Annotated in this window: 20 protein-coding genes; 6 read left to right on the top strand and 14 right to left on the bottom strand. The window is 41.4% G+C overall.

What is annotated here, in order from left to right:
- Window positions 1–60 precede the first annotated feature (60 nt).
- On the top strand, window positions 61–1017 hold the full coding sequence (gene metR, locus KDJ85_RS17495) for an HTH-type transcriptional regulator MetR (RefSeq protein ID WP_225820739.1): 957 nt from the start codon (window positions 61–63) through the stop codon (window positions 1015–1017).
- Here the strand turns inward: metR and KDJ85_RS17490 are convergent.
- The 3 genes from KDJ85_RS17490 to KDJ85_RS17480 all read right to left on the bottom strand — a co-directional run bounded on the left by KDJ85_RS17490 (window position 902) and on the right by KDJ85_RS17480 (window position 5113).
- A complete protein-coding gene (locus tag KDJ85_RS17490; RefSeq protein ID WP_206086331.1) occupies window positions 902–1801 on the bottom strand; it encodes a carboxylate/amino acid/amine transporter in 900 nt (299 codons plus the stop codon). The genes metR and KDJ85_RS17490 overlap by 116 nt on opposite strands.
- Before the next feature lie 57 nt (window positions 1802–1858).
- Window positions 1859–3508, bottom strand: coding sequence for a Na+/H+ antiporter (locus KDJ85_RS17485; protein ID WP_225820738.1), 1650 nt, complete (start codon window positions 3506–3508; stop codon window positions 1859–1861).
- A 258-nt stretch (window positions 3509–3766) separates the two neighbouring features.
- A complete protein-coding gene (locus tag KDJ85_RS17480) occupies window positions 3767–5113 on the bottom strand; it encodes an NCS2 family permease (protein WP_225820737.1) in 1347 nt (448 codons plus the stop codon).
- 637 nt (window positions 5114–5750) lie between these two features.
- Here KDJ85_RS17480 and KDJ85_RS17475 point away from each other — a divergent pair.
- Window positions 5751–7436 carry an ArnT family glycosyltransferase gene (locus KDJ85_RS17475; RefSeq protein ID WP_225820736.1) on the top strand — a complete coding sequence of 562 codons (1686 nt, stop codon included), beginning with the start codon at window positions 5751–5753 and terminating at the stop codon, window positions 7434–7436.
- 31 nt (window positions 7437–7467) lie between these two features.
- On the opposite strand, the gene KDJ85_RS17470 is transcribed toward KDJ85_RS17475, so the two are convergent.
- Both KDJ85_RS17470 and KDJ85_RS17465 read right to left on the bottom strand, forming a co-directional pair.
- Window positions 7468–8664, bottom strand: coding sequence for an MFS transporter (locus KDJ85_RS17470; protein ID WP_225820735.1), 1197 nt, complete (start codon window positions 8662–8664; stop codon window positions 7468–7470).
- A gap of 186 nt (window positions 8665–8850) precedes the next feature.
- Window positions 8851–9603: a sulfite exporter TauE/SafE family protein gene (locus tag KDJ85_RS17465; protein ID WP_225820734.1), complete on the bottom strand. Its 753-nt coding sequence runs from the start codon at window positions 9601–9603 to the stop codon at window positions 8851–8853.
- Between the two features lie 211 nt (window positions 9604–9814).
- Between KDJ85_RS17465 and KDJ85_RS17460 the strand changes: the two genes are divergently transcribed.
- Window positions 9815–10375: a helix-turn-helix domain-containing protein gene (locus KDJ85_RS17460; RefSeq protein WP_206086326.1), complete on the top strand. Its 561-nt coding sequence runs from the start codon at window positions 9815–9817 to the stop codon at window positions 10373–10375.
- Here KDJ85_RS17460 and KDJ85_RS17455 read toward each other — a convergent pair.
- The 4 genes from KDJ85_RS17455 to ivbL all read right to left on the bottom strand — a co-directional run bounded on the left by KDJ85_RS17455 (window position 10372) and on the right by ivbL (window position 13377).
- The gene (locus tag KDJ85_RS17455) at window positions 10372–11034 is read right to left on the bottom strand and encodes an alanyl-tRNA editing protein (RefSeq protein WP_225820733.1); all 663 of its coding nucleotides are present in this window, start codon (window positions 11032–11034) and stop codon (window positions 10372–10374) included. The genes KDJ85_RS17460 and KDJ85_RS17455 overlap by 4 nt on opposite strands.
- Window positions 11035–11199: 165 nt before the next feature.
- Window positions 11200–11484 carry an acetolactate synthase small subunit gene (ilvN, locus tag KDJ85_RS17450; RefSeq protein ID WP_047756595.1) on the bottom strand — a complete coding sequence of 95 codons (285 nt, stop codon included), beginning with the start codon at window positions 11482–11484 and terminating at the stop codon, window positions 11200–11202.
- Between the two features lie 2 nt (window positions 11485–11486).
- Complete coding sequence (gene ilvB / locus KDJ85_RS17445; protein WP_225820765.1) at window positions 11487–13184, bottom strand: acetolactate synthase large subunit; 1698 nt, start codon at window positions 13182–13184, stop codon at window positions 11487–11489.
- A gap of 103 nt (window positions 13185–13287) precedes the next feature.
- Entirely contained in the window at window positions 13288–13377 is a 90-nt protein-coding gene (gene ivbL / locus KDJ85_RS17440; RefSeq protein ID WP_219249565.1) for an ilvB operon leader peptide IvbL, read from the bottom strand.
- A 337-nt stretch (window positions 13378–13714) separates the two neighbouring features.
- On the opposite strand from ivbL, the gene KDJ85_RS17435 reads away from it, so the two are divergent.
- Together KDJ85_RS17435 and KDJ85_RS17430 are read left to right on the top strand one after the other, a co-directional pair.
- Window positions 13715–14884, top strand: coding sequence for an MFS transporter (locus KDJ85_RS17435; RefSeq protein ID WP_225820732.1), 1170 nt, complete (start codon window positions 13715–13717; stop codon window positions 14882–14884).
- 254 nt (window positions 14885–15138) lie between these two features.
- Window positions 15139–15546 carry a helix-turn-helix domain-containing protein gene (locus KDJ85_RS17430; protein WP_219245580.1) on the top strand — a complete coding sequence of 136 codons (408 nt, stop codon included), beginning with the start codon at window positions 15139–15141 and terminating at the stop codon, window positions 15544–15546.
- A gap of 263 nt (window positions 15547–15809) precedes the next feature.
- Here the strand turns inward: KDJ85_RS17430 and KDJ85_RS17425 are convergent, their stop codons facing one another.
- Entirely contained in the window at window positions 15810–16331 is a 522-nt protein-coding gene (locus tag KDJ85_RS17425; RefSeq protein ID WP_206086322.1) for a single-stranded DNA-binding protein, read from the bottom strand.
- 453 nt (window positions 16332–16784) lie between these two features.
- Here KDJ85_RS17425 and uvrA point away from each other — a divergent pair, with 453 nt between their 5' ends.
- Window positions 16785–19619 carry an excinuclease ABC subunit UvrA gene (gene uvrA / locus KDJ85_RS17420; protein WP_225820731.1) on the top strand — a complete coding sequence of 945 codons (2835 nt, stop codon included), beginning with the start codon at window positions 16785–16787 and terminating at the stop codon, window positions 19617–19619.
- A gap of 39 nt (window positions 19620–19658) precedes the next feature.
- Here the strand turns inward: uvrA and KDJ85_RS17415 are convergent, their stop codons facing one another.
- The 4 genes from KDJ85_RS17415 to alr all read right to left on the bottom strand — a co-directional run bounded on the left by KDJ85_RS17415 (window position 19659) and on the right by alr (window position 22825).
- Window positions 19659–19982 (bottom strand): type II toxin-antitoxin system RelE/ParE family toxin, encoded by a 324-nt coding sequence (locus KDJ85_RS17415; protein ID WP_225820730.1) that lies wholly within the window; start codon window positions 19980–19982, stop codon window positions 19659–19661.
- The gene (locus KDJ85_RS17410; protein ID WP_225820729.1) at window positions 19957–20187 is read right to left on the bottom strand and encodes a ParD-like family protein; all 231 of its coding nucleotides are present in this window, start codon (window positions 20185–20187) and stop codon (window positions 19957–19959) included. The genes KDJ85_RS17415 and KDJ85_RS17410 overlap by 26 nt, the downstream gene beginning before the upstream one ends.
- A 258-nt stretch (window positions 20188–20445) precedes the next feature.
- Window positions 20446–21642 carry an amino acid aminotransferase gene (locus KDJ85_RS17405; protein ID WP_225820728.1) on the bottom strand — a complete coding sequence of 399 codons (1197 nt, stop codon included), beginning with the start codon at window positions 21640–21642 and terminating at the stop codon, window positions 20446–20448.
- Between the two features lie 100 nt (window positions 21643–21742).
- Complete coding sequence (gene alr, locus KDJ85_RS17400; protein ID WP_225820727.1) at window positions 21743–22825, bottom strand: alanine racemase; 1083 nt, start codon at window positions 22823–22825, stop codon at window positions 21743–21745.
- Between the last annotated feature and the right edge of the window lie 433 nt (window positions 22826–23258).

Genomic DNA, 23258 nt, shown 5'->3' with positions numbered 1-23258 from the left:
TCAACAGGTACTGTATAAAGCACAAGCGCAAATATTTCATTGTCACCGTGAAGGTTTCTCATGATCGAACTAAAACATTTAAAAACATTGCAAGCGCTCAGCCAGTACGGTTCATTAGCGGCTACAGCAACACACTTGCACCAGACACAATCAGCTCTGTCACACCAGTTTAGTGATTTAGAGCATCGGTTAGGCTTTCGCTTATTTGTACGAAAAAGCCAACCATTACAATTTACGCCACAAGGAGAAGTTTTATTGCAGCTGGCACAACAAGTACTACCCTTGGTCAAAGATGCCATTCGCGTTTGTAATGAACCAGGTGTCTGTGCGCTGCGTATTGCTATCGAATGCCACAGTTGTATTCAATGGCTAACACCTGCGTTGCAACAGTTTAGGCAGACCTGGCCGCAAGTGAGTGTGGATTTTAAATCGGGGGTGACATTTGACCCACAGCCTGAGTTACTTTCAAGAGAACTCGACCTTGTGATGACGTCAGATATCCTGCCTGATCAAGGTATTCATTACACGCCAATGTTCGATTATGAAGTGAAATTGATCGTCGCCAATGACCATCCGCTTGCAAAGAAGCCACACATCGAACCACATGATTTGGCGAATGAAACATTACTGCTCTACCCAGTACAACGAGAACGTTTTGATGTTTGGCGGCACTTCCTGCAACCTGCGGGCGTTTCACCAAATGTAAAAAACGTAGATAACACATTGATTTTAATTCAAATGGTAGCAGCTAAAATGGGGATTGCCGCATTACCCCATTGGGCCGTCGATTCATTCGAGAAACAAGGGTTGATTAAGACTAAAACATTGGGGAGTGGCTTATGGAGCCGGCTATACGCTGCATGCCGTGAAGGAGAACAGCGTCAGCCAGCTATCGAGGCATTTACTGAGAACGCGACGGATCACGCTGTGGAGAGCCTTTCGTATGTGAAGCCCGCGAAAGTATCCAACGCTTATGCACCCAAAGAGACGCAATTATTAGGCTCGATCCAATGGTAAAACTCAACCAATTAGGATGTTGCTGCCAAATAGCGAAATTCACTAATAGGCCAGCTGGAACCATCATGTTATTCATAATAGCAAGGGTTCCAGCATCAACTTTTGTTGCCCCATAGTTCCACATAAAATAACCAATGCCTGATGCAGCAATACCAAGCCACAGCAGAACTCCCCATTGGAGGTTTGTGGTTGGCATCATGGATTTATTACCAAAGAGCAACCAGCCAATCAGTGCCACTAACGTTGCCCCCAAATAGAACCACGAGAAAGCCTGATGTTGAGGAATGGGATGTACCTCCATCAAACGCTTATACCCCACCTGCCCGATAGCAAAAAAGATATTGGCTAATTGCACGAACAAAAGCCCTAACCAGAATGATTCGCTCAAATGATCATAGCGAATAATTGCCGCACCAATCACCGCCAGCAAAGAGCTAAACAAGTACCCTTTACGCAGTGGTTGCCGTTCTAATAAGTCATAAATTAGCGTGACATACAGTGGTGTTAATACCGTAAAGAGTAAAAACTCAGCTACAGTAAGATATTGATAAGCATGGAAAACAAACAGGTACATGATCCCAAGCTGGCAAGCACCCACTAACATGTAAAGTGAAATCACTTTAGCGCCAAATTGACGCCAGCGAAGAAAAGGCAGGAAGACCAATGAAGCAAGGCCCACACGCACCAAAACTGAGAACCAGCTGTCGACTTGGCCTGCTAAATATTCACCGATCAAACTAAAAGACGCTGCCCAAAGCAGCGTCGTGATAACAAGTAACCACATAATGCTGTATTCTGTCTCAAACTAAATAATGTTGAGTAGAATACTCGGTTTTTCGTTTTAATGCTCTTTTTCGATCAGTACCGCTTCTAATAAATCTAAATCGACTAACAAAGATTGTAGTGTCTCATTGCTGATTTTTTTCGTAGCGCGCAAGTGATAAAGCTCACCACGTTCCGCACGTAACGCGGTCAAACGGAAACGTCGCTCAAGGTCTTCAATTTGCAAGTTATGATCAATTTCATCTTGCCCCGCAGTACGACGTCTGAGATAACCTGTCACGCGAGAAGCAACCTCACTGATATCTTCTGAATCAAGTTTTTCATCCACGTCCGCAGATAAACGCTCTTCCATTTTATTCAAGCTAACGATCGCTACTTCAGCCATTTTAGCCTTCGCCATACGTATTTCGTTGGCATCAGCTTCTTTGTCACCCACTTTGAAATTGCGCAGCAATAACGGTAATGCGATCACCCCCGCAAAAATGGAGAACAAAATCACCCCAGCGGCGATAAACACCAGTTGATAACGAGCAGGGAAGGGAGAGCCGTCGGTTAAAAACAACGGAATAGAGAGCACACCCGCTAAGGTAATCGCCCCACGCACCCCCGCAAAAGAAGCCAGCCACAGCTCACGCACGGTATAATTAGCAAATTGCAGTGGTTTTTTCTTTAGGAACAAACGGCTAAACCTTTTCATCAGCCACAGCCAACAAAAACGCAGCAATAACAAGGCGAAGTAAATAATGGCAACGGCTGCAAACAGCATCCATGTCTCAACGCTTGGGTCGAGATCCGCTTGAATGACGGAAGTTTCCCATATCCCTGGCAACTGGAGACCTAACATAATGAAAACTAAGCCGTTAAATACAAATTCCAACATCGACCAAACGCTATCCGCACGTAAACGCATGGCGAGTGGCGCATTACGGATCACGCCAGATTTGGTAATGGTCATCCCTGCGGCAACAGCGGCTAAAATGCCAGAAAACCCAATATGTTCTGCAATCATGTATGAAGCAAATGGCAGCAATAGCATGAAAACAATCTGTGTTGCAGGGTCATCACCACTCCAGCGGCTCATTAGGCGCAAAGATTTACTGTACAGCCACGTTACAATAATCCCTGCAAGTAACCCCCCCACAGCAACTTTAAAGAATTCAATTGTCACGCCAGATGTGCTAAACACCATTGTGCCCATTGCAATAGCAACAGCGAATTTTAATGCCACCAAGCCTGAAGCATCATTCATCAATGCCTCACCTTCTAGGACGCTCATCATACGTTTAGGGATACGCCCTTTACCCACAATAGAGGACAACGCGACCGCATCCGTTGGTGAAAGTACCGCAGCAAGGGCAAATGCAGCGATAAGTGGAATACCTGGCATTAACCAGTAAATTAAGTAACCGATACCAATAACAGTAACTAATACCAAAACCAGTACGAGGATAAAAATTTCTCGTCCGTTTTGGAAAAATTCACGGGTTGGTGTTTTCCAGCCATCAACAAACAGCAAAGGTGGGATCAACAAAACCATAAACAATTCGGGGTCAAACGTGACATGCAAACCAAATTGCGGCCAAGCCAACAATGCACCAATGGCGATTTGAATGAGTGGAAGCGGAATACGTATAGGAAGAATTTTAGCGGCAACCCCTGAAATAGAGACAGCTAAAATCAAAATAAGAATAGTAAAGAAAATTTCCATGTTGCCCTTACTGATTAACTAGACGACCAGAACTCAAAATTGCCTGCCGCCGCATAGTAAGAGATAGCACCGTCCAGACCTCGATTATGACAATCAAGCGGTCACGAGTGGAAAAACAGGACTTCCACTTGATTCACCGCCTTATATCTATTCTATCCCTAGCTACCGCTCTATGGGAAAAAAATTTATACTTTGCGATTAATCGAAATAATGCGTTACAAGGCGGTAACAACCCCCGCCTTTTAAATTTAATTATCTTTATATTGCCAAATCAGCAGCATAAAACGCCACCAAAAGTACAGCAATCACAACAGTACCGATATTTAACTTACGCCATTCACCCGCACAAATGCGACCGATCACTAATGCTGCAAAGCCAAGCATAATGCCCGTTACGATATTGCATGTCAGGACGATAAACACCGCGCACAGCAGGCCCGACATCGAATCAACAAAGTCATCAAAGTCTAATTTTGAAACGTTACTTAACATTAACAAACCAACGTACATCAGTGCTGGTGCTGTCGCATAAGCAGGCACTAAGTATGACAATGGTGATAGAAAGAGGATAAGTAGGAATAGCACACCGACAACAACAGCAGTTAACCCTGTACGCCCGCCAGCAGCTGTTCCCGCAGCTGATTCAATGTAAACCGCCGCTGGTGAAGCGCCTATAGCCCCCGCAAAAATGCTACTTACGGAGTCAGCGGTTAATGCTTTTCCACCATCAATAATTTGCCCGTCTTTATCTAATAAGTTCGCTTGCCCTGCAACAGCACGGATTGTACCCGTCGCATCAAATACGGCAGTCATAACTAGAGCCAATAAACTTGGCAGTACCATTGGTTGCAACGCACCCATGATATCCATATTAAAAACAAGAGAAAGACCATCGTCACCTAATGACGGTAATTTAAAGAAACCTTGGTATTTCACTGCAGGGTCAAAAATTAAACCAATGATTGAGATCGCAATAATGACTAATAACACGCCACCTGGTACACGGCGCTTTTCTAAGCCGAAAATAACCGCAAGACCCGCTAATGACATTAAAACAGGGAAAGAGGTAAATTCACCTAAAGCCACAGGTAGGCCTGCATTAGGGTTTTTAATCACTAAACCCACGCCATTTGCAGCAATCAATAATAAAAACAGGCCGATACCAATCCCTGTACCATGTGCAATGCCCATTGGCATATTACGTAAAATCCAGCTACGAATACCTGTTACAGAAATAATGGTAAACAAGCACCCCATTAGGAATACGGCGCCTAACGCAACAGGGATACTAATTTGCTGGCCTAAAACTAAGCTGAAAGCGGTAAATGCGGTAAGTGAAATGGCACAACCTATCGCCATCGGCAAATTCGCCCATAGCCCCATTAATAATGAACCGAAACCTGCCACTAAACAGGTAGCAATAAACACTGCAGTCGGCGGGAAACCAGCCTGCCCCAACATACCAGGCACCACAATAACAGAATAAACCATCGCTAAGAATGTAGTTAGCCCTGCAATGATTTCACGGCGAACGGAAGAGCCGCGAGCGGTGATCTTAAAAAATGAATCCAATTTGCAGTTGGATGAAGCCTGTTGGCCTGACATGGTGTACCTCTGCTGTTAATGGTAAACGAACACGCTAAAAGCCAATAAGTTTTATCTGCCCATCTTACTGGCTCATCACACATCCGCTGACGTAAACGATTACGTATTTCTAAAAGCCTCATTGACCGAGAGGGAAAATCTCAATCAAAACAATGGCGCAATCGTTTGGCTTAAAAATAAGAATAGGGCGTATTATGAGGAGAGTAATTATCGTTCGAAAACGGGCAAATGATCAAGTGTTTTTAATTTTTTCTCTGCATCAAACTCATTTTCCACCTCGAAAAATAGAATAAAATACCCAACAATAAATACAACTTTGTTAATAATATTTATTGTTCTTCACTATTTATTAAAGACAACGTTAGGTAAAAATAGCTAATTCGATTTCATATAGACTTTGTTTATATAGCGAGATTATTTTTTTGATATAATCACTGAATATTTGCTTACAAAACGCTTAGCTAACTCATTATTATTTCATGGTAAAATAATTTAAATATGCGTTAGTGAATAATATTTTGAAAAAAATATAAATATCCGTCACTGAGTAAATATTATTTTTATATATGAGCCAAACAACTATTAACCGTAGTTATTATTTTATTTCTATCACCGTGAACTAAAGCCTTAAATAAATATGCCAAATAAAAATACACCATCCATCACATTACAACGGGGTGTTTTACTACTTTTTATCAGTTTCCTTGCCCTATATTTACTCCCTGGTATCTATAGTCATAGTCCATGGAAACAGGATGAAAACTACAGCTTTGGTATTATTCAAACCATGTATGAAACAGGGAAATGGTTAGTTCCAACCAATGCGGGTGAGCCTTTTATGGAAAAACCCCCGCTTTATTATTGGGTTGCAACCCTAACCTCCCACTTATTTTCAGGGTTTATGCCACTTTATGATGCGGCACGAACTGCCAGCTTATTTTTTTCAGTCATTAACTTTTCATTTTTTGTGTTCTTAGCTCGTCGCTTTTTTACCGCAAAGGACTTTACTGATATCCGTATTTGGATTGCGCTTGCACTGTATGCTTGCGCGCCAGGGATCCTCCGTCATAGCCATGATATGTTTACTGATGTCGCCCTGATAGCAGGTGCAACAATCGGGCTTTATGGGTTATTAGGGTTGATTCAACAACAAAAAATGGGCATGTCAGCTGTTTGGCTCTGCGTGGGAACAGTGGTAACGATGCTCTCAAAAGGTGTCTTTATTCCAGGAGTCCTGTGGATTTGTCTGCTATTAGCCCCTGTATTTTTAACTCAATGCCGTACAAAGCAATTTTGGCGCTATAGTTTTGCGGCTGGATTAGCGGCGCTTATTGCTATCCTCCCTTGGCCAATCATGCTTTACCAGCAACATCCTGATTTATTTATGGTTTGGTTTTGGGAAAATAACATCGGCCGCTTTTTTGGCTTTTCTGTTGAAAAACTCGGTGCAAAAGCAAATTTAACCCGTATCCCTGCAGCCGTTTCATTGTTTGCCTTACCATCGGGTTTGTTGGCAGTCGCTTATTTCTTACGCCACCCAATCAAACGCTTAATGACTTCTAACACCTATTTACTCACATTATTCCCGCTCTTAGGCATAGTCTTTTTGCAAATATCTGCCTCTGGCCGTGCACTATACCTTCTTCCTTTTATCGCACCAATGGCGATTATTGGTACACCTGCACTTTTGGCTATTCCTGAAAAAGTGCTCAATGGGGTTTCACGTTTCTCTGCGGTGTTTTGGTCATTCTTAGTCGTATTTCTATGGGTCAGTTATTTCATCGTACTCACGGGCTACCATCAAGAATACTTAACATTATTTAGCCGCTGGCTCCCCATGAGCTATCAAATGCCCTTTTCCACTATCGCTTTCATCTGCGGGGTATTGATTACACTTGTTTGGTTCTTGCGTAACCGAATCATTCCAAACCTTTCCCCCGCCTTTCAAATGATGAAAAACTGGGTACTCGGGCTCTGTACTGTTTGGGGGGTAATCTTAACCTTATTTTTGGGCTGGGTTGATTACACAAAAGGTTTTGAAGGGGTTTTTGTCGATTTAAAACAGCATTTAGTAGGCCAATATACAGCTGATGATTGTATGGCCTCTGATAATATTGGAGAATCAGAAGCACCAATGTTGTATTACTACACAAAAATCCTACACCAACGACAGGATAAGTTCCAAAAACCAGAGCACTGCCGCTGGTTAATCGTATTATCAAAAGAAGTGAAGCCTGCCCCACAAGGTATGGTACTTTTTTGGCACAACCATCGACCAGATGAATACCGTGAAAATTTAGTCGTTTATAAAGTCACAGAATAAAGTGAAGCGGGTGTTTATTCACCCGCTAAAATTAATATGTCGCTTGTTCAGTAACTTGCGCACTGTATTTCTCTCGGGTAAACCACAAAAAAATAGCCGCAGACAAAATCAATAAAATAGGTAGGCCTGATGGAGAAATTGATGTCGCCACCCCTGCGAGCAGAGGCCCAGATAAGTTACCAATCCCCCACAACATCGCTGCCGCCGCATTCGCAATAATCAGCTCATTCCCTTTAAAGTATTGGCCAATCTGCACCAATGCAATGGTATAAATTGCCCCTGCCGTTGCTCCCAATACAAATAACAATACCCAAATTAAATAAGGCTGAGTAATGGTAAATGGTAATAAGAAACTAGCTGCCAATGTTACAACACCGCAGATCCGATAGAGTTTCTCCCGATTCATATGGTCAGCAAGCCAGCCAAAAGGCAGCTGCATAATTGCATCACCCGCTAAAATCGCGCTGATCATCAGTGCAGCCACCGCTTCTGTGTGCCCCATCCCCATCCCATAGATAGGGAACATGGATAAAATCGTGCCATCAAAAAAGGCGAAAAATAAAATTCCCCCACAAATCCCAGGCGCAACTTTCACAAACTGGATAATAGAAAAATTTGATTTTTCTGCTGTAGCGGCAATTCGATCCCCCACTTTTTGATCCATTAAGATAAATAGCACAACCGAAATCAAATGGATAAGGGTACAAATAAGCAAAGGGGATTTATCTTCTACACCATAATAAGCAATAAAAGAAGGCCCAAGTAGCTGGCTCACAGTAAATACCGTGGTATAAATCGCGAGAATACGACCACGTTTATTTTCAGGCGATAATTCGTTAATCCACGTTTCGCCTAAGCAAATCATGACACCGCTGGCAAGCCCTGTTATCAACCGTAAAGGAAATAATAGCCAAAGAGGTAGCGTACTTAATAACGGTAATAAGCTAATACCTGAAATGATGGTGGCAATTAACATCGCTTTGCGCTTGCCTGACCATTGCACAATACGCTGTACAACAGGTGCGATTAAAAACATCCCTAAAGCTGGCGCCGCGGAAATGATGCCGATGGTGAGTTCATTCACACCATAGTTATTTAATCTCAAAGCCACCATTGGAATACTTAACCCAATGACGATGCCAATAACGGCAATACTGGTCGTAATCGTAAAAATAGCAAATGAAGGGGAATGTCGAAAATTGTGTAAACACTGATTATCAGAGCTCATTTTGGTATTAATCTAAATACTTAATTAAAGAATTAGATTTTAACTCCATAAAATTAATTATTAATAATATAAAAAACCGTTGCATTATCAATAAACCTAATAATGCCAGCAGTGATTGTAGCATGCCACCTATATTCTGCTATTTATCTTTATAAAATAAATTTGTGTCTTACCAGGTATTGATAATTAAAGAACAAAGAAATATCGATATAACAAGGCCATGCCTGAAACTAAAATCACTAGATTAATAATTTTCAAAAAAGCTTCACGGGAGATTTTTAATGTAATGTGCCTACCCAACCAAGTTCCAATCAACATTGCAGGACAGAATGCTAATGCAATCAATAATGTATCAAGATTAAGGTACACTCCCATAACCAAAAAAATGACCACGCGAGTTAGCGTACTAAAACCAATTAATGTCATTTGGGTAATACGAAAACGCTGTTTATCTTCAATCCGACTGGATAAATACATTGCATAAATAAAACCACCGCTCCCAAATAACGCGCTAAAAACCCCGCCAATCAAGCTAAAAGGCACTACCAGCGCTTTTGAAAACGGTTTTTTGGCTTTTTTTGATAAGAAAGCATTTAATACATAACCAATAACAAACAGCCCTAATAACAAAACTAATATATCTGGTCGTGTTTTTAATAAAATCGCTGCGCCAATTAAACTTCCCACTATCATTAGGGGAATAATCCATTTTATTTCCTGATAATCTGCGTTTTTTCCATCTTTAAGTAAATTTAATACCGCAGCTGTTAAATCAATTAACGCTAGAATGGGAACGATCATATTCAGAGGTAAATACATCGCGAGTACAGGTGTAGCAATCAGCGCAGACCCAAAGCCTGCCATTCCAAAAACAATATAGGCAAACAACAATGTCGTAAAACAAATCGCCATTTCTGGTGAGAATAATTCAAACGGCATAGCGCTTAACTCCGAAAGTTTTTAACGCCCTCACTATAGTTATTATCACATTTATTAAATAGCTTTATTTTTTTCATTTTTAAAAATTCAAATCTCTATCAAAAAATTAAATAACACATTGAAATAGTATGGATAACTAAGAGTATGTGATTTGGTTCGCTGAGTGATGTAGAATTAGCACAATAGACCAATATTCAAGGAAAGGCATAACATGGATAAAAAAATTAATATAAAAATTGGCCAAAAAATTCGTTTACTTAGGCAAGCGAGAAATCTTTCGCTTAACGAACTTTCTCGCCTTTCTGGCATATCTAAAGCGGCACTCTCAAAATTAGAGTCTGGGGATTCAAACCCACGTATCGATACATTAGAGTCCATTGCTATAGCACTGCGATTTCCGCTAAGCGATTTATTTACACGGCAACATGAAGCCTACCCTTATTTTGTAAAATCTACACCAAGTGATGAAAGCGAGTACTCTCAGCAATTTAAATTTCGTATCAGCATGGGAAATATCTCGGAAATCTGGCAGCTAACCATGAAACGAGGTGCAATCATTAATAGCCCTGCTCACATGACGGGAACTCATGAACATATTATGGTTAATTCAGGTTCCCTCATGTTACGCTTAAACAACGATCAAAATATTGTCTTAGAAGCAGGGGATTTTTATGCATTTAGCGGCGATTTTCCACATTCCTACTTATGTATGGATGGTGAACTTCAAGCAACTGTAGTGATGACATATTCACATCTCAGTGATGGTGTTTAAACTATAACATGCTGTGCATCATAGCTAATACGTAACGTTCCCTTTTTAAATTTCATCGACTTAATTGAAAAATGACAAATATTATCTAGCGAGGCGACATGCGTCCCTCCGCATGGCATCTCTTCTGTTTGGTCAATGTAACTTATCCGCATTTCACCATTTTGCTTGATATCAACCTTACGGGCACTTTGTAAACTTTGATTGATAATCCCTTCAATTTCCGCGCTATCAAGTTCATCAAAAGGGGTTACTTGATTTTCCATCATAGTAAACTCTACTCTTGATTCATCTGGAAAGTGATGTCCTTTTTGTGCCATCCAGCCAAAACGACGTAATTCCCAATTTAACAAATGCCCCGCAGTATGAAGCGCAGCATAGCGTCGGCGTTTCTCACTATCAACTTTTGCTATAACCCTTTCTTCAGCATTAAGAGAGGCTCTCTCGGGTAAATAAGCAACAATTAACCCACTCGGGTGTTTCTTTATCCGAACACTTAATTCATTAACCCAGGCAGTGTCCGCAGGTTGACCTCCGCCTTGAGGATGAAAAATATTATCTTCAAGTGCAACCCACTCGCCTTCCTCATCGTGACCTGTATTAACTAACATTGTTTCTACTTCATATTGATAGGTATTCGAAAGATAGATATTGTTTTGCATCGTTTTTGTTCCCTTTACTCTTCATCATAAACTGAGAAACTTTTTATTTATCTTTTGATGTTATATCACCTTCGTTCGCTTTAAGAAACCCAAAACCAACATTATTTGGCTAAAAAATAAGCCCATACCAAAGTATGAGCTTATTTGAAAAACCAAGCTTAAGAATTACTGCAAATAATTTTGCATTGTTTCAAACAGCTGTAAATTATCACTAAAACGCACTTCCCTAACATCTTCAAGTTTTTCAACTTGATTAATCATTTGCGATAAGCGTTCGTCTTTTTGGACTAATAACCAAATACGGCTTTCGTCTTTATCTTTAATTGGCATACAAAGAATGCCATCTACGTTAAATGCTCTACGAGCAAACAGGCCACAAATATGAGACATAACGCCAGGGTGGTTACGAACAATTAACTCTAAAGCAATTGGGTGATGTTCAAGTACCATAATTACGCTCCAATCATATCAATATTAGCGGCACCTGGCGGAACCATTGGATATACCTTCTGATTTACATCGATCAAGGCATGTATTAAACAAGGGCCTTTGGTATTCATAACCGCTTCCAGTGCCATTGCAGGGTCTGCCTCATTATTCAAATCACAGGTTTGTAAACCAAAGCCTGCCGCTATCTTAATAAAGTCAGTTTGGTACGGATAAGCTGCAGCAAATATACGGTTTTCAAAAAATAAATCTTGTTGCTGATGAACCATACCTAACGCTTGGTTATTCATTAAAACGATTTTGATATTTAACTGATGTTCAGCTGCTGTCGCTAATTCTTGAATATTCATCATCAGGCTGCCATCACCAGAAAAACATACGATGGTTTTTTCAGGCTCAGCCAAAGCAGCACCAATCGCAGCCGGTAAACCAAAGCCCATCGTGCCTAAACCGCCTGAAGTTAACCATTGGCGAGGGCGAGACAACGGATAAACCTGAGCAGCCCACATTTGGTGCTGACCAACATCGGTTGTGACAATGGCCTCTTCACCCGCGGCACGAGCAGCAGCTAACACCAAACCATAGTGGTTTAATGGGTTATCTGCATCGCTTAAGTTTAATGGGTATTTTGTTTTTAACTCATCGACTCGTTTGATCCATTCACTTCGTGTATTTCGCTCAACCAATGGCAATAACAATTCTAAAATTTGCCCTGCATCAGCATGGATAGCAATGTCTGGACGCTTGATTTTACTGATTTCCGCTTTATCAATATCAACGTGAATAATTTTGGCATTAGGGCAAAATTTCTCAGCTTTTCCGATGGCTCTATCATCAAAGCGTGCTCCAATAACAATCAGTAAATCTGATTCTTCCATCACCATATTGGTACTTGCCGCGGCATGCATACCTAGCATTCCCAAATATAAAGGATGTCGCATAGGCACAGTCCCCAATGCCATCAAGGTCATGGTTGTAGGCAAAGCAGCCTTTTCTGCAAATGCAATCGCCGTTTCTGTTGAAGCTGAGCTAATAACACCACCGCCAAAATACAGCACTGGACGTTTAGCTTCGTTGATCATTTGCGCCGCTTGGAGTACTTTTTCCATATCAAAATTTGGCGCTTTGTCTTTCGGTAAAATGTCAGGTATCTCGGTTAACTCAATAGTCGCGGTTTGAACGTCTTTCGGTATATCAATCCAAACAGGCCCTGGACGGCCTGATTCAGCGATACGAAAAGCATCGCAAATCACCTGTGGCAAATCATTTATACTGCGAACTAAATAGTTATGCTTGGTAACTGGAATAGAAATACCATAAGTATCAACTTCTTGGAATGCATCTGTCCCTATCATTGAAGAAGGCACCTGTGCCGTAATACAAACCAGTGGAATAGAATCTAGTTTCGCATCAGCAATTGCAGTCACTAAGTTGGTTGCGCCAGGGCCACTCGACGAGATACACACAGCGGCTTTGCCTGTTGTTCGAGCGATACCCTGAGCAATAAAACCCGCCCCTTGCTCATGACGAGCAAGAATATGGCGAATTTTTTTGCTTTTTCCTAATGCATCATAAAAAGGCAAAGCTGCCCCACCAGGAATGCCAGAAACAATGGTAATACCATGTTTTTCCAGTAAATGTACAATTAACTCTGCGCCTGTAAAACGCGTTTTCTGTGGTGATGTGTTGCCCGATTCGCTCATCATAATTATCCTTTGCTAGCCTGCGGATTTGAGCGAGAGAGAATAAAAAACCCCGCTCGGTTTGCGCCGGCGGGGTTTCTAAATCTGCGTTGATTTGTACCCGTTACGGCGCTAAGCCCACGACCACCACCACACGCACGACCACCGCAGCACGTGGCGCGGTTAGTAGTAGGTTTGAGTGATTAAAAGTCATGTTCACGGGATTTTCCTGTTTTAGTCTGTCTGTTTAATTTTTTGTTGTTTTCTTAACTCCCTTTAAGAAAACATAATTTTATTACTCTGACAATCATTTTTTCATTTTTCAGTTCTCATCCCTCCTAAATGCGAGTCTCATCACATTCAACCTCATTAGAACTATCATCTTAATTTAAGACCAAACAAAGCAGAATTAACCATTAAAATACCCCAACCTATTACTTGACTTAAAGTTAACTTTAAGTTGTAGCATAGAGCCAAAGAATATGACGATGTGAACAAAAGTCATATTCAACAAATTGATTTTATTTGCTTTTTATAAAAAAGAGGTCTCTATGCCAAGATCTGTTTGGTGGTTAGCCACCGCACTTGCATTATTTATAACAGGGAATGCCATTGTTCTTTCAGTTGCTGTTGTGATTGGCGAAAATTTAGCAACTGACCCAAGACATGCCACAATTCCACTGTTAAGTCAGTATGTTGGTTTGATACTAGCAACAATCCCTATTGCCTTTTTGATGCAAAAATACTCAAGAAGAATTGGGTTTATTGTCGGAAACATTGGCGGACTCATTGGTGCTGGGTTATCGATTCTTGGGGTTTTAGAAAGTAATTTAATCTATTTCTCTCTAGGTTTATTTTTCACTGGAATTGCAATTGGCACTGCACAACAATTTCGCTTCGCTGCTATCGAAGAAGCCCCTATTTCACTGCGCGCTAAAGCGATTGGCCTTGTGATGAGTGGCGGTATTGCCGCTGCCTTAATAGGCCCAACACTGGCTATTATGACCCAAGGATTTTTTGCAAAATATCCGTTTGCAGGCCCTTTTGCTACATTAGCGGGTATTTATGTTATCGCATTTATTTTATTACTCATCGTGCCATTGAAAAAAGTGATGAAAGTACCACACGATGAAAATTTAATTAAACGAAGCTATAAGGCATTGTATTCACAACCAATACTGAAATTAATCGCGATTGTGAGTGCTATTGGTTATGCGATTGTCGTCTTTACTTTTGCCTCTATTCCACTCTCGATGAAGCAACATGATTTTCCATTTTCATCAATCGCAATCGTGTTTCAGTTTCACGTATTGGGTATGTTTGCCCCTTCATTTTTCACAGGGACATTAATTCAGCATTTAGGGGCAAAACGCATTATTTTCTGTGGCATCATTTTATTGATTCTATCTGCAGTGATGAATCTACTGGGTAATGGTTTTTATCATTATTTGCTCTCTGGTATTTTTGTTGGAGTCGCTTGGAATTTACTGTTAATCAGCACCACCAATTTACTGCCCCACAGCTATGAAGTTCATGAAAGAGCAAAAGTGCAAGGAACAACCGATTTTTTGATCTACTTTTTTGGCGGCATTGGTAGCCTCGGGGCTGGCATTCTCTTTTTCACCATTGGTTGGCAGGCGATGAACATACTATCCATTATCATTTCCATCGCTATTTTGATCGGCTTTTGGAGGCTTAAAAAATATATTCCAATGCACTGACCAGTATGAACTGTCTCGATCCTGACAATTATAATACTTATTGTAGGATCGAGGTCCAGTTATCACTCGTTTTACTCGATTCCTGATAAATATATTATCTTAAGGCAAACACTACTGGTTAGATATTAATTAAAATTTGCTATTAATGCCATTTAACAAATTAACAGCCTGTATTCTTATTTGTTTAGTATTTATTTATTGGCGGTTTACTTAATGAAGGATATGATTAAAAAGTAACTCGTAGGAAAAACATTATGTATAAAGAAATCCCTGTTCCCTATAATGGGAAATACACAGAATTTCAATCTACAGTTGTTAATGAAATAATCGTTTGGATTGAAATGAACTTAACCAGTCGTCTATTACTGGATGATATTGCACTAAAATCTGGATATACAAAATGGCATTTACAAAGAGTATTTCGTAAGGTTGTCGGGATGCCTTTAGGTGAATATATTCGTCGAAGGCGGATTTGTGAAGCAGCAAAAGACCTCTGCACCACAGAACTACAAGTGATTGATATTGCATTAAAATACCAATTTGACTCCCAGCAATCATTTGCAAAGCGATTCCGCGCTTATTTAGGTACATCGCCATCAATCTACCGAATTTCCGGTGAAAGTCAGAATGACCCTTTACTACTGGAACCTAAAGTAGCCTGATACGCAATATGAAAATAAAATTTGCACTTACCCTTTTTATTCCACCTTCAATACAAAGCTCCAAGTAAGTTAATTACTGGAGCTTTTTTATTATTTATTTTTAATAATAGCTAAAATTAATAATTCCTTAAGGTTTAAAATAATTTTTTATTTTATCCTTTTAATAAAAAATATTTTTATTTGATGGTTATATTTAAAATATAAAATACTAAAGAATAAAGGCTTCACGAGGAAGCCTTTTATATATTTATTAAAATAACAGATTAAAACGGAATATCGTCATCGAAATCCATTGGTGGCTCATTATTTTGTGGCGCTGGCGCTTGTGAGCGTGCAGGTGCAGCACCGCCACCACTGAATTGTTGAGCAGCTTGTGGCTGTTGAGGTTGACCCCAACCACCTTGACCACCTTGGCCTTGTGATGGTGCATCACCGCCGCGACCACCTAACATTTGCATAGAACCGCCAATATTAACAACTACTTCCGTGGTGTAGCGATCTTGACCACTTTGGTCTTGCCATTTGCGCGTTTGTAAAGACCCTTCGATATAGACTTGTGAACCTTTTTTCAAGTATTCACCTGCAACTTCAGCTAATTTGCCGAAAATCACCACGCGATGCCATTCAGTTTTTTCACGCATCTCGCCGGTTTGCTTATCGCGCCAGCTTTCAGAAGTTGCCAGAGTCAGGTTTGCCACAGCTCCGCCGTTAGGCATATAACGGATTTCAGGATCTTGCCCTAGGTTACCGATAAGAATTACTTTATTTACGCCTCTGCTGGCCATTTATTACTCCTGATGCATTGAATTTTAATCTCTGGATTAGCCCTGAAGTTTACCAACGACCGAACCGATTTGCACCAACAATTGAAATTGCATATTTAAACTTGCGAAACGCTTTCCAGCTTTTAGTTAAATTTCATAGTGCTTTTGCCAGTATAGACAAAAAATAATACACACCGCATCTATCTTTTCGATAAATTCTGGCTTTTGTTTTCCAATTTCATCATTAAAACGTCCTACTCTAAATAGTTCAATTCACAGCTAGGCGGCAAGCAAAGATATCGCAGGGAGCATACATAAGTATGTGGCCTGCGTAGCTGAGCGCAGCCAACACTGCTGTGGGTTGAAATATGACGAGTAGGAAAATATAACGACTACTGTATATCCATTCAGGGAAAAATATGTGATAATGATCGCTTGCGATTGTTCAATATCAAATCATCCGGGAAGTGGTAAATGGATAATATCGAAGTCCGCGGCGCACGCACGCATAATCTGAAAAACATCAACCTCGTTATTCCTCGTGACAAACTGATTGTTATCACAGGTTTGTCAGGCTCTGGAAAATCCTCTTTAGCGTTTGATACCCTGTATGCTGAAGGGCAGCGCCGGTATGTTGAGTCCTTATCCGCCTACGCGCGCCAGTTCCTGTCCTTAATGGAAAAGCCTGATGTAGACCACATTGAAGGGCTTTCTCCTGCGATTTCTATTGAACAAAAATCCACTTCACATAACCCACGTTCTACTGTCGGAACTATCACCGAAATTCATGACTACCTGCGGTTATTATTTGCGCGGGTTGGTGAACCTCGCTGCCCTGATCATGATATTCCATTAGCAGCGCAAACCGTCAGCCAGATGGTTGATAATGTTTTAGCCCAGCCAACCGATCGCCGCATGATGTTACTTGCACCTGTCGTCAAAGAGCGTAAAGGGGAGCACGTTAAATTACTCGATAACTTAGCAAGCCAAGGCTATATCCGTGCAAGAATTGACGGAGAAGTTTGCGATCTTTCTGATCCCCCTAAACTCGAATTACAGAAAAAGCACACTATTGAAGTTGTGGTTGATCGCTTTAAAATTCGCGATGACATTGCCCAACGTTTAGCAGAGTCATTTGAAACCGCGCTGGAGCTTTCTGGTGGTACCGCTGTTGTTGCCGATATGGACGATCCACAAGCAGAAGAGCTGGTCTTCTCTGCAAACTTCGCGTGTTCAGTTTGTGGCTATAGCATGGTGGAATTAGAACCGCGTCTGTTTTCCTTTAATAACCCAGCTGGGGCTTGCCCAAGCTGTGATGGTTTAGGCGTTCAGCAATTTTTTGACCCTGAGCGCGTGTTGCAAAACACCGAAATTTCTTTAGCAGGCGGCGCTATTCGCGGCTGGGATCGCCGTAACTTTTATTATTTCCAGATGCTAATGTCATTGGCTGAGCACTATAAGTTTGATGTCGAAGCCCCTTATGACTCACTCAGCCCTGCCGTACAAAAAATTATTTTGTACGGCTCAGGCAAAGAAACCATTGAGTTTAAATACCGTAATGATCGCGGGGATATTACCGTTCGCCGCCATCCATTCGAAGGTGTTCTCAATAATATGGAACGCCGTTATAAAGAAACGGAATCCACCGCCGTTCGCGAAGAACTCGCAAAATACATCAGTAACCGCCCTTGTGTTTCTTGTAATGGAACGCGTTTACGTAAAGAAGCACGGTTTGTATTTGTTGAAAACACTACGTTACCTGAAATCGCAGATTACAGTATTGGCCATGCGATGGAATTTTTCCAAAACTTAAAACTCAGTGGCCAGCGTGCACAAATTGCTGAAAAAGTACTGAAAGAAATTGGTGATCGCCTTAAATTCTTAGTTAACGTTGGCTTAAACTACTTAAGTTTGTCACGTTCTGCCGATACCTTATCAGGTGGTGAAGCGCAGCGTATTCGCCTTGCTAGCCAAATTGGTGCAGGTTTAGTCGGTGTGATGTATGTGCTCGATGAACCATCAATTGGCTTGCATCAACGGGATAACGATCGCCTGTTAGAAACCTTGATCCACCTGCGTGATTTAGGCAATACCGTGATCGTCGTGGAGCACGATGAAGACGCCATTCGCGCTGCTGACCATGTGATTGATATTGGTCCGGGCGCTGGCGTGCATGGTGGTCAAATTGTGGCACAAGGTACATTAGAAGATATTGTTGCGAATCCTGACTCCTTAACAGGTAAGTTCTTAAGTGGCGAGCGACGAATTGAAATTCCAAAACAGCGTGTTCCTGTCAATAAGGACAAAATGCTCACGGTGTTTGGCGCAAAAGGCAACAACCTGAAAAATGTAACCTTAAAAGTGCCAGTTGGGTTATTTACCTGTATTACGGGCGTATCTGGTTCAGGTAAATCCACACTGATTAATGATACATTATTCCCAATTGCCCAGCGCCAACTCAATGGGGCAACCACCATTACCCCAGCACCTTATTTAGATGTTGAAGGCTTGGAACATTTCGATAAAGTCATCGATATTGACCAAAGCCCAATCGGGCGAACACCACGTTCTAACCCTGCCACTTATACTGGCGTGTTTACGCCAGTTCGTGAGTTATTTGCTGGTGTTCCTGAGTCCCGCACTCGTGGTTATAACCCAGGTCGTTTTAGCTTTAACGTGAAAGGTGGCCGCTGTGAAGCCTGTCAGGGTGATGGCGTTATCAAGGTTGAGATGCACTTCTTACCTGATGTATACGTGCCTTGTGACCAGTGTAAAGGTAAGCGCTATAACCGCGAAACCTTGGAAATCAAATACAAAGGTAAGAGCATTCATGAGGTTCTCGATATGACTATCGAAGAGTCCCGTGAGTTTTTTGATGCAGTTCCTGCCCTTGCTCGTAAGCTACAAACCTTGATGGACGTGGGGTTATCCTATATTCGTCTTGGCCAATCAGCAACCACGTTATCAGGCGGTGAAGCACAGCGTGTTAAGCTGGCGAAAGAACTCTCCAAACGTGGTACTGGGCAAACCATTTATATTTTGGATGAGCCAACGACAGGCTTACACTTTGCTGATATTCAACAGCTTTTAGTCGTTTTGCATCAGTTACGTGACCAAGGCAATACCATTGTCGTCATTGAACATAACCTTGATGTGATTAAAACAGCAGACTGGATTGTTGATTTAGGCCCTGAAGGGGGGAGCGGCGGTGGTGAAATTCTCATCGCGGGTACACCAGAAGAGGTGGCCGAATGTGAGAAGTCCCATACTTCTAGGTTCTTAAAGACGATTTTAGAACGCGGCTATTAAGGCAAAATAACAAGAAGGAAGTCATTAGTGGCTTCCTTTTTACTTGATTAATTTTAAATCACTTTTTGTCTGCTTCTTTTGTTTTTCATAATAATTTTCATGTGAGCCAATACTCAAAAGGTATAGTGCCAACCGTGATGAAACCCACGAATACCCTAATAACACCACCAATTCATTGAGCCTAAATTTGTGAACACGCAAATAATCAAGGTCACCTTTTTTTAGCTCGCCAATCAATGGATTGTCAATAATACGATCGATTTCATCCTCAACGACTTTTAAATCGTTATCTGACATTTTCTTGAGTACTTTTTCGAACCGAGCTGATTGATAAACTTCAATCTCGTTTTGTTTTTCGGACATATCGAGATACCTTGTTGTTCTCGACCTCTACCTGAGCCAATAACATCTCTTCAATGAAGCGGTAAGATAAATCAGGATTGTCCTCAGCTATACGGCCTATTTTTGCCCAATGTTCAATTTGTTTTGGAACACTTCTGCTTTTCGCTTCTGCATGAATTTTAGCTTCAGATACGAAATCATCATCTAATCGAACAGAAATTGCCATAATTTTTTACCTACTCACAAAGGTTTATTTTATAAATATCATTATGTTACTAAATACTGAACATAATAGGTTTCACGTCATGATGATATTGCAACCTTTTAATACTCTGAGCAATATCAGACAACGGATCGTGTCGCTTGCAGGTAGATCAATCATACATCACCCAAACCAAAAAGCAACATTTTGTCGCTATATGCGATCTTAGACATAAAAAACGCAGGCCTTAACCTGCGTTTCGTTTATCAAAAACGTATTTAATTACTGGCTAACAGCAGCGAATGCCTCAACGATACGTTTTACATTGTGGCGGTTAACACCTGCCATACATACTCGGCCCGTACCCACTAAATACACCGCAAACTCGTCTTTTAGGCGAGCCACTTGTTCTTTAGTGAAACCGGTATAACTGAACATCCCGCGCTGTTTCAATAAGTGGTCGAAGTTTTTGGTTGGTAACGCTTTTTTCAGCTCATCCACCAACACGGTGCGCATGTCTAAAATACGTAAACGCATTTCTTCCACTTCTGCTAACCATTTCGCTTTTTCTGCGCTGTTGGTCAGTACCGCAGCTACAATTTTTGCCCCATTAGAGGGAGGGCTTGAATATAAACGGCGCACACCAGCTTTAAGCTGACCTAATACACGATCGCGCTCATCGGTATTTTCACAGATCACTGATAACCCACCCGCACGTTCGCCATAGATACCAAAGATTTTAGAGAATGAGTTGCTGACAAACACGGTCAAACCCGCTTTAACCATCGCTCTAATCGCGTAAGCATCTTCGTTGATACCTTCAGCAAAACCTTGATAAGCAATATCTAAGAATGGGATCAGTTTGTGTTCAATCGCCACTTTCGTGACTTCATCCCACTGCGCTGGTGTTAAGTCAGAACCCGTTGGATTATGGCAACATGGGTGCATTAAAATGATGCTATTTGCTGGCAATTTCTTAAACGTTGCAATCATTTCATCGAATTTAACGCCTTTGGTTTTTTCATCAAAGTACGGGTAATAATGAACTTTTGTGCCCGCACCAGAGAAAATAGAGGCATGATTTTCCCACGTTGGGTCACTGCACCAAACTTCTGAATCAGGATAGTATTGATGTAGGAAATCAGCACCGATTTTTAATGCACCAGAGCCACCAATGGTTTGCACTGTTGCAATACGCTCTTGTGCAATCAGCGGGCAATCTTCACCAAATACCAATTTTTGCAGTTCAAGACGATAATCTTTTAAGCCTTCCATTGGTAAATACAAAGAAGCACTTGCAGGTAACTTGTTTAGTGACGCTTTAGCGGTACCCACCGTTGCCAGCTCAGGCGTTTTACCTTCACCATCGTAGTAAAGACCAATACTCAGATTAATTTTGTTATCGCGAGTGTCTTTATTAAATTCATCCATTAACGACAGAATTGGGTCGCCCGGATAAGCATCAACATGTTCAAACACAGGACATCTCCTAATCATTATTTGGCACTGATAATGTCAGCGCGCATTGCGTTATTCAGCGTGATTATTACGTTGTTACTTGAAAATAACCCTTTGTTGACTATTCGTCTACATATTCCATCGCAACTCGTGAGGTCAATTTAGTGAGTAACTCATAGTTGATAATGCCCGTTTGTGCGGCAATTTCTTCAACTGGCAGTCCATTCCCCCACAAAATCACGTCATCACCCACTTTATCGGTGGCATTTAACCCTAAATCCACGACGGTCATATCCATCGAAATACGACCAATAATCGGCACTTTTCGCCCATTAATTAATACTGGCGTCCCCGATGGCACGTTACGCGGGTAGCCATCGCCATAACCAATGGCAACAACCCCAAGGCGAGTATCTTGATCACTGCACCACGTTTCACCGTAGCCAACACATTGACCTGCAGAATGCTCTCTCACGGCGATTAAGGTGGATTTTAAGGTCATAACAGGCTGCAAGCCGAAATCTGCCGCGCTTTTTCCTTCTTGAGGTGAAGCGCCGTACATCATGATCCCAGGACGAACCCAGTCATAATGGGCTTCTGGCCATAATAAGATACCTGCGGATGCCGCGATAGATTTTTCACCCTCTTTGCCTTCAATAAACTGTTTGAAGCAATCGATTTGACGTTGAGTTGTTGGCAAGTGCGGCGCATCAGCTTGACAGAAATGGCTGACAATATTAATAGGCAGTTCAACATGTTGGCAGCGTTGCAGGCGTTGATAAAAATCCTCAGCGTCTTTTGGTAATACACCAAGGCGGTGCATCCCTGTATCTAATTTCATCCAAACTTTGAGGGAATGTGGTAACTTAGCCGCTTCAAGCATTTCAAGCTGTTCAACACAGTGAATAACGGTGTCAATTTTGTGCTCTGCCATCAATACTAAGTCAGACTGCTCAAAAAAACCTTCCAGTAAGACGATGGGTTTTGTAACGCCATGTTGGCGCAGTAGCAATGCCTCATTCAACCTTGCCACGCCAAAGCCATCCACCAGCGTTTCCACTGCACTTCCCACTCCAACTAACCCATGGCCATAAGCGTTTGCTTTAACAACTGCAATCAGTTGGCTATTGGGTGCGATCTCTTTCACCCGTTGCAAGTTGTGTCGCAGAGCGCGGCGGTTTATCAATGCGGTTGCCGCTTTCATGATCCCCTCGTATTCTCTCTTTAATCTGGCTAAAAATTAAGCTGCACGTCGGCAGCTTAGGTCTATTCGTCTCTATTTGTTATACGCTAAAAAATATCAATTTCCATCCGATATTATTTTTATGAATCATTTAATTTTAATACTCGAATTCCAACGCCCTAATTCCAATACACCAATCCTAATACTCTAAGTAATTTGAATACTCTAAATAATTTGAATACTCTAAATAGTTTGGGTTGTCGCTAGGCGGCAAACGACGATATCGCGGGGAGCATACACAAGTATGTGACTCGCGTAGCTGAGTGCAGCCAACACCGCGACAGCGCAAAATATGACGAATATTTCCATTCGATATTATTTTATGAACCATTTAATTTTAATACTCTAGCCAATACTCTAAATAGTTTGGGTTGTCGCTAGGCGGCAAACGAAG

This window comes from Providencia vermicola (assembly GCF_020381325.1).
Lineage (GTDB): Bacteria > Pseudomonadota > Gammaproteobacteria > Enterobacterales > Enterobacteriaceae > Providencia > Providencia vermicola.
The sequence above is the reverse complement of the archived record's forward strand: the minus strand, read 5'-3'. Positions and strand labels throughout refer to the sequence as shown.

Excerpts from the sequence above, each read along its gene's own strand:
- KDJ85_RS17435 (WP_225820732.1), top strand. The coding sequence starts at position 13,715 with ATGCCAAGATCTGTTTGGTGGTTAGCCACCGCACTTGCATTATTTATA.
- KDJ85_RS17460 (WP_206086326.1), top strand. The coding sequence starts at position 9,815 with ATGGATAAAAAAATTAATATAAAAATTGGCCAAAAAATTCGTTTACTT.
- alr (WP_225820727.1), bottom strand. The coding sequence starts at position 22,825 with ATGAAAGCGGCAACCGCATTGATAAACCGCCGCGCTCTGCGACACAAC.
- KDJ85_RS17465 (WP_225820734.1), bottom strand. The coding sequence starts at position 9,603 with ATGCCGTTTGAATTATTCTCACCAGAAATGGCGATTTGTTTTACGACA.
- KDJ85_RS17485 (WP_225820738.1), bottom strand. The coding sequence starts at position 3,508 with ATGGAAATTTTCTTTACTATTCTTATTTTGATTTTAGCTGTCTCTATT.
- KDJ85_RS17475 (WP_225820736.1), top strand. The coding sequence starts at position 5,751 with ATGCCAAATAAAAATACACCATCCATCACATTACAACGGGGTGTTTTA.
- KDJ85_RS17490 (WP_206086331.1), bottom strand. The coding sequence starts at position 1,801 with ATGTGGTTACTTGTTATCACGACGCTGCTTTGGGCAGCGTCTTTTAGT.
- uvrA (WP_225820731.1), top strand. The coding sequence starts at position 16,785 with ATGGATAATATCGAAGTCCGCGGCGCACGCACGCATAATCTGAAAAAC.
- KDJ85_RS17410 (WP_225820729.1), bottom strand. The coding sequence starts at position 20,187 with ATGGCAATTTCTGTTCGATTAGATGATGATTTCGTATCTGAAGCTAAA.
- KDJ85_RS17470 (WP_225820735.1), bottom strand. The coding sequence starts at position 8,664 with ATGAGCTCTGATAATCAGTGTTTACACAATTTTCGACATTCCCCTTCA.
- metR (WP_225820739.1), top strand. The coding sequence starts at position 61 with ATGATCGAACTAAAACATTTAAAAACATTGCAAGCGCTCAGCCAGTAC.
- KDJ85_RS17425 (WP_206086322.1), bottom strand. The coding sequence starts at position 16,331 with ATGGCCAGCAGAGGCGTAAATAAAGTAATTCTTATCGGTAACCTAGGG.
- ilvN (WP_047756595.1), bottom strand. The coding sequence starts at position 11,484 with ATGGTACTTGAACATCACCCAATTGCTTTAGAGTTAATTGTTCGTAAC.
- KDJ85_RS17415 (WP_225820730.1), bottom strand. The coding sequence starts at position 19,982 with ATGTCCGAAAAACAAAACGAGATTGAAGTTTATCAATCAGCTCGGTTC.
- KDJ85_RS17430 (WP_219245580.1), top strand. The coding sequence starts at position 15,139 with ATGTATAAAGAAATCCCTGTTCCCTATAATGGGAAATACACAGAATTT.
- KDJ85_RS17480 (WP_225820737.1), bottom strand. The coding sequence starts at position 5,113 with ATGTCAGGCCAACAGGCTTCATCCAACTGCAAATTGGATTCATTTTTT.
- KDJ85_RS17455 (WP_225820733.1), bottom strand. The coding sequence starts at position 11,034 with ATGCAAAACAATATCTATCTTTCGAATACCTATCAATATGAAGTAGAA.
- ivbL (WP_219249565.1), bottom strand. The coding sequence starts at position 13,377 with ATGACTTTTAATCACTCAAACCTACTACTAACCGCGCCACGTGCTGCG.
- ilvB (WP_225820765.1), bottom strand. The coding sequence starts at position 13,184 with ATGAGCGAATCGGGCAACACATCACCACAGAAAACGCGTTTTACAGGC.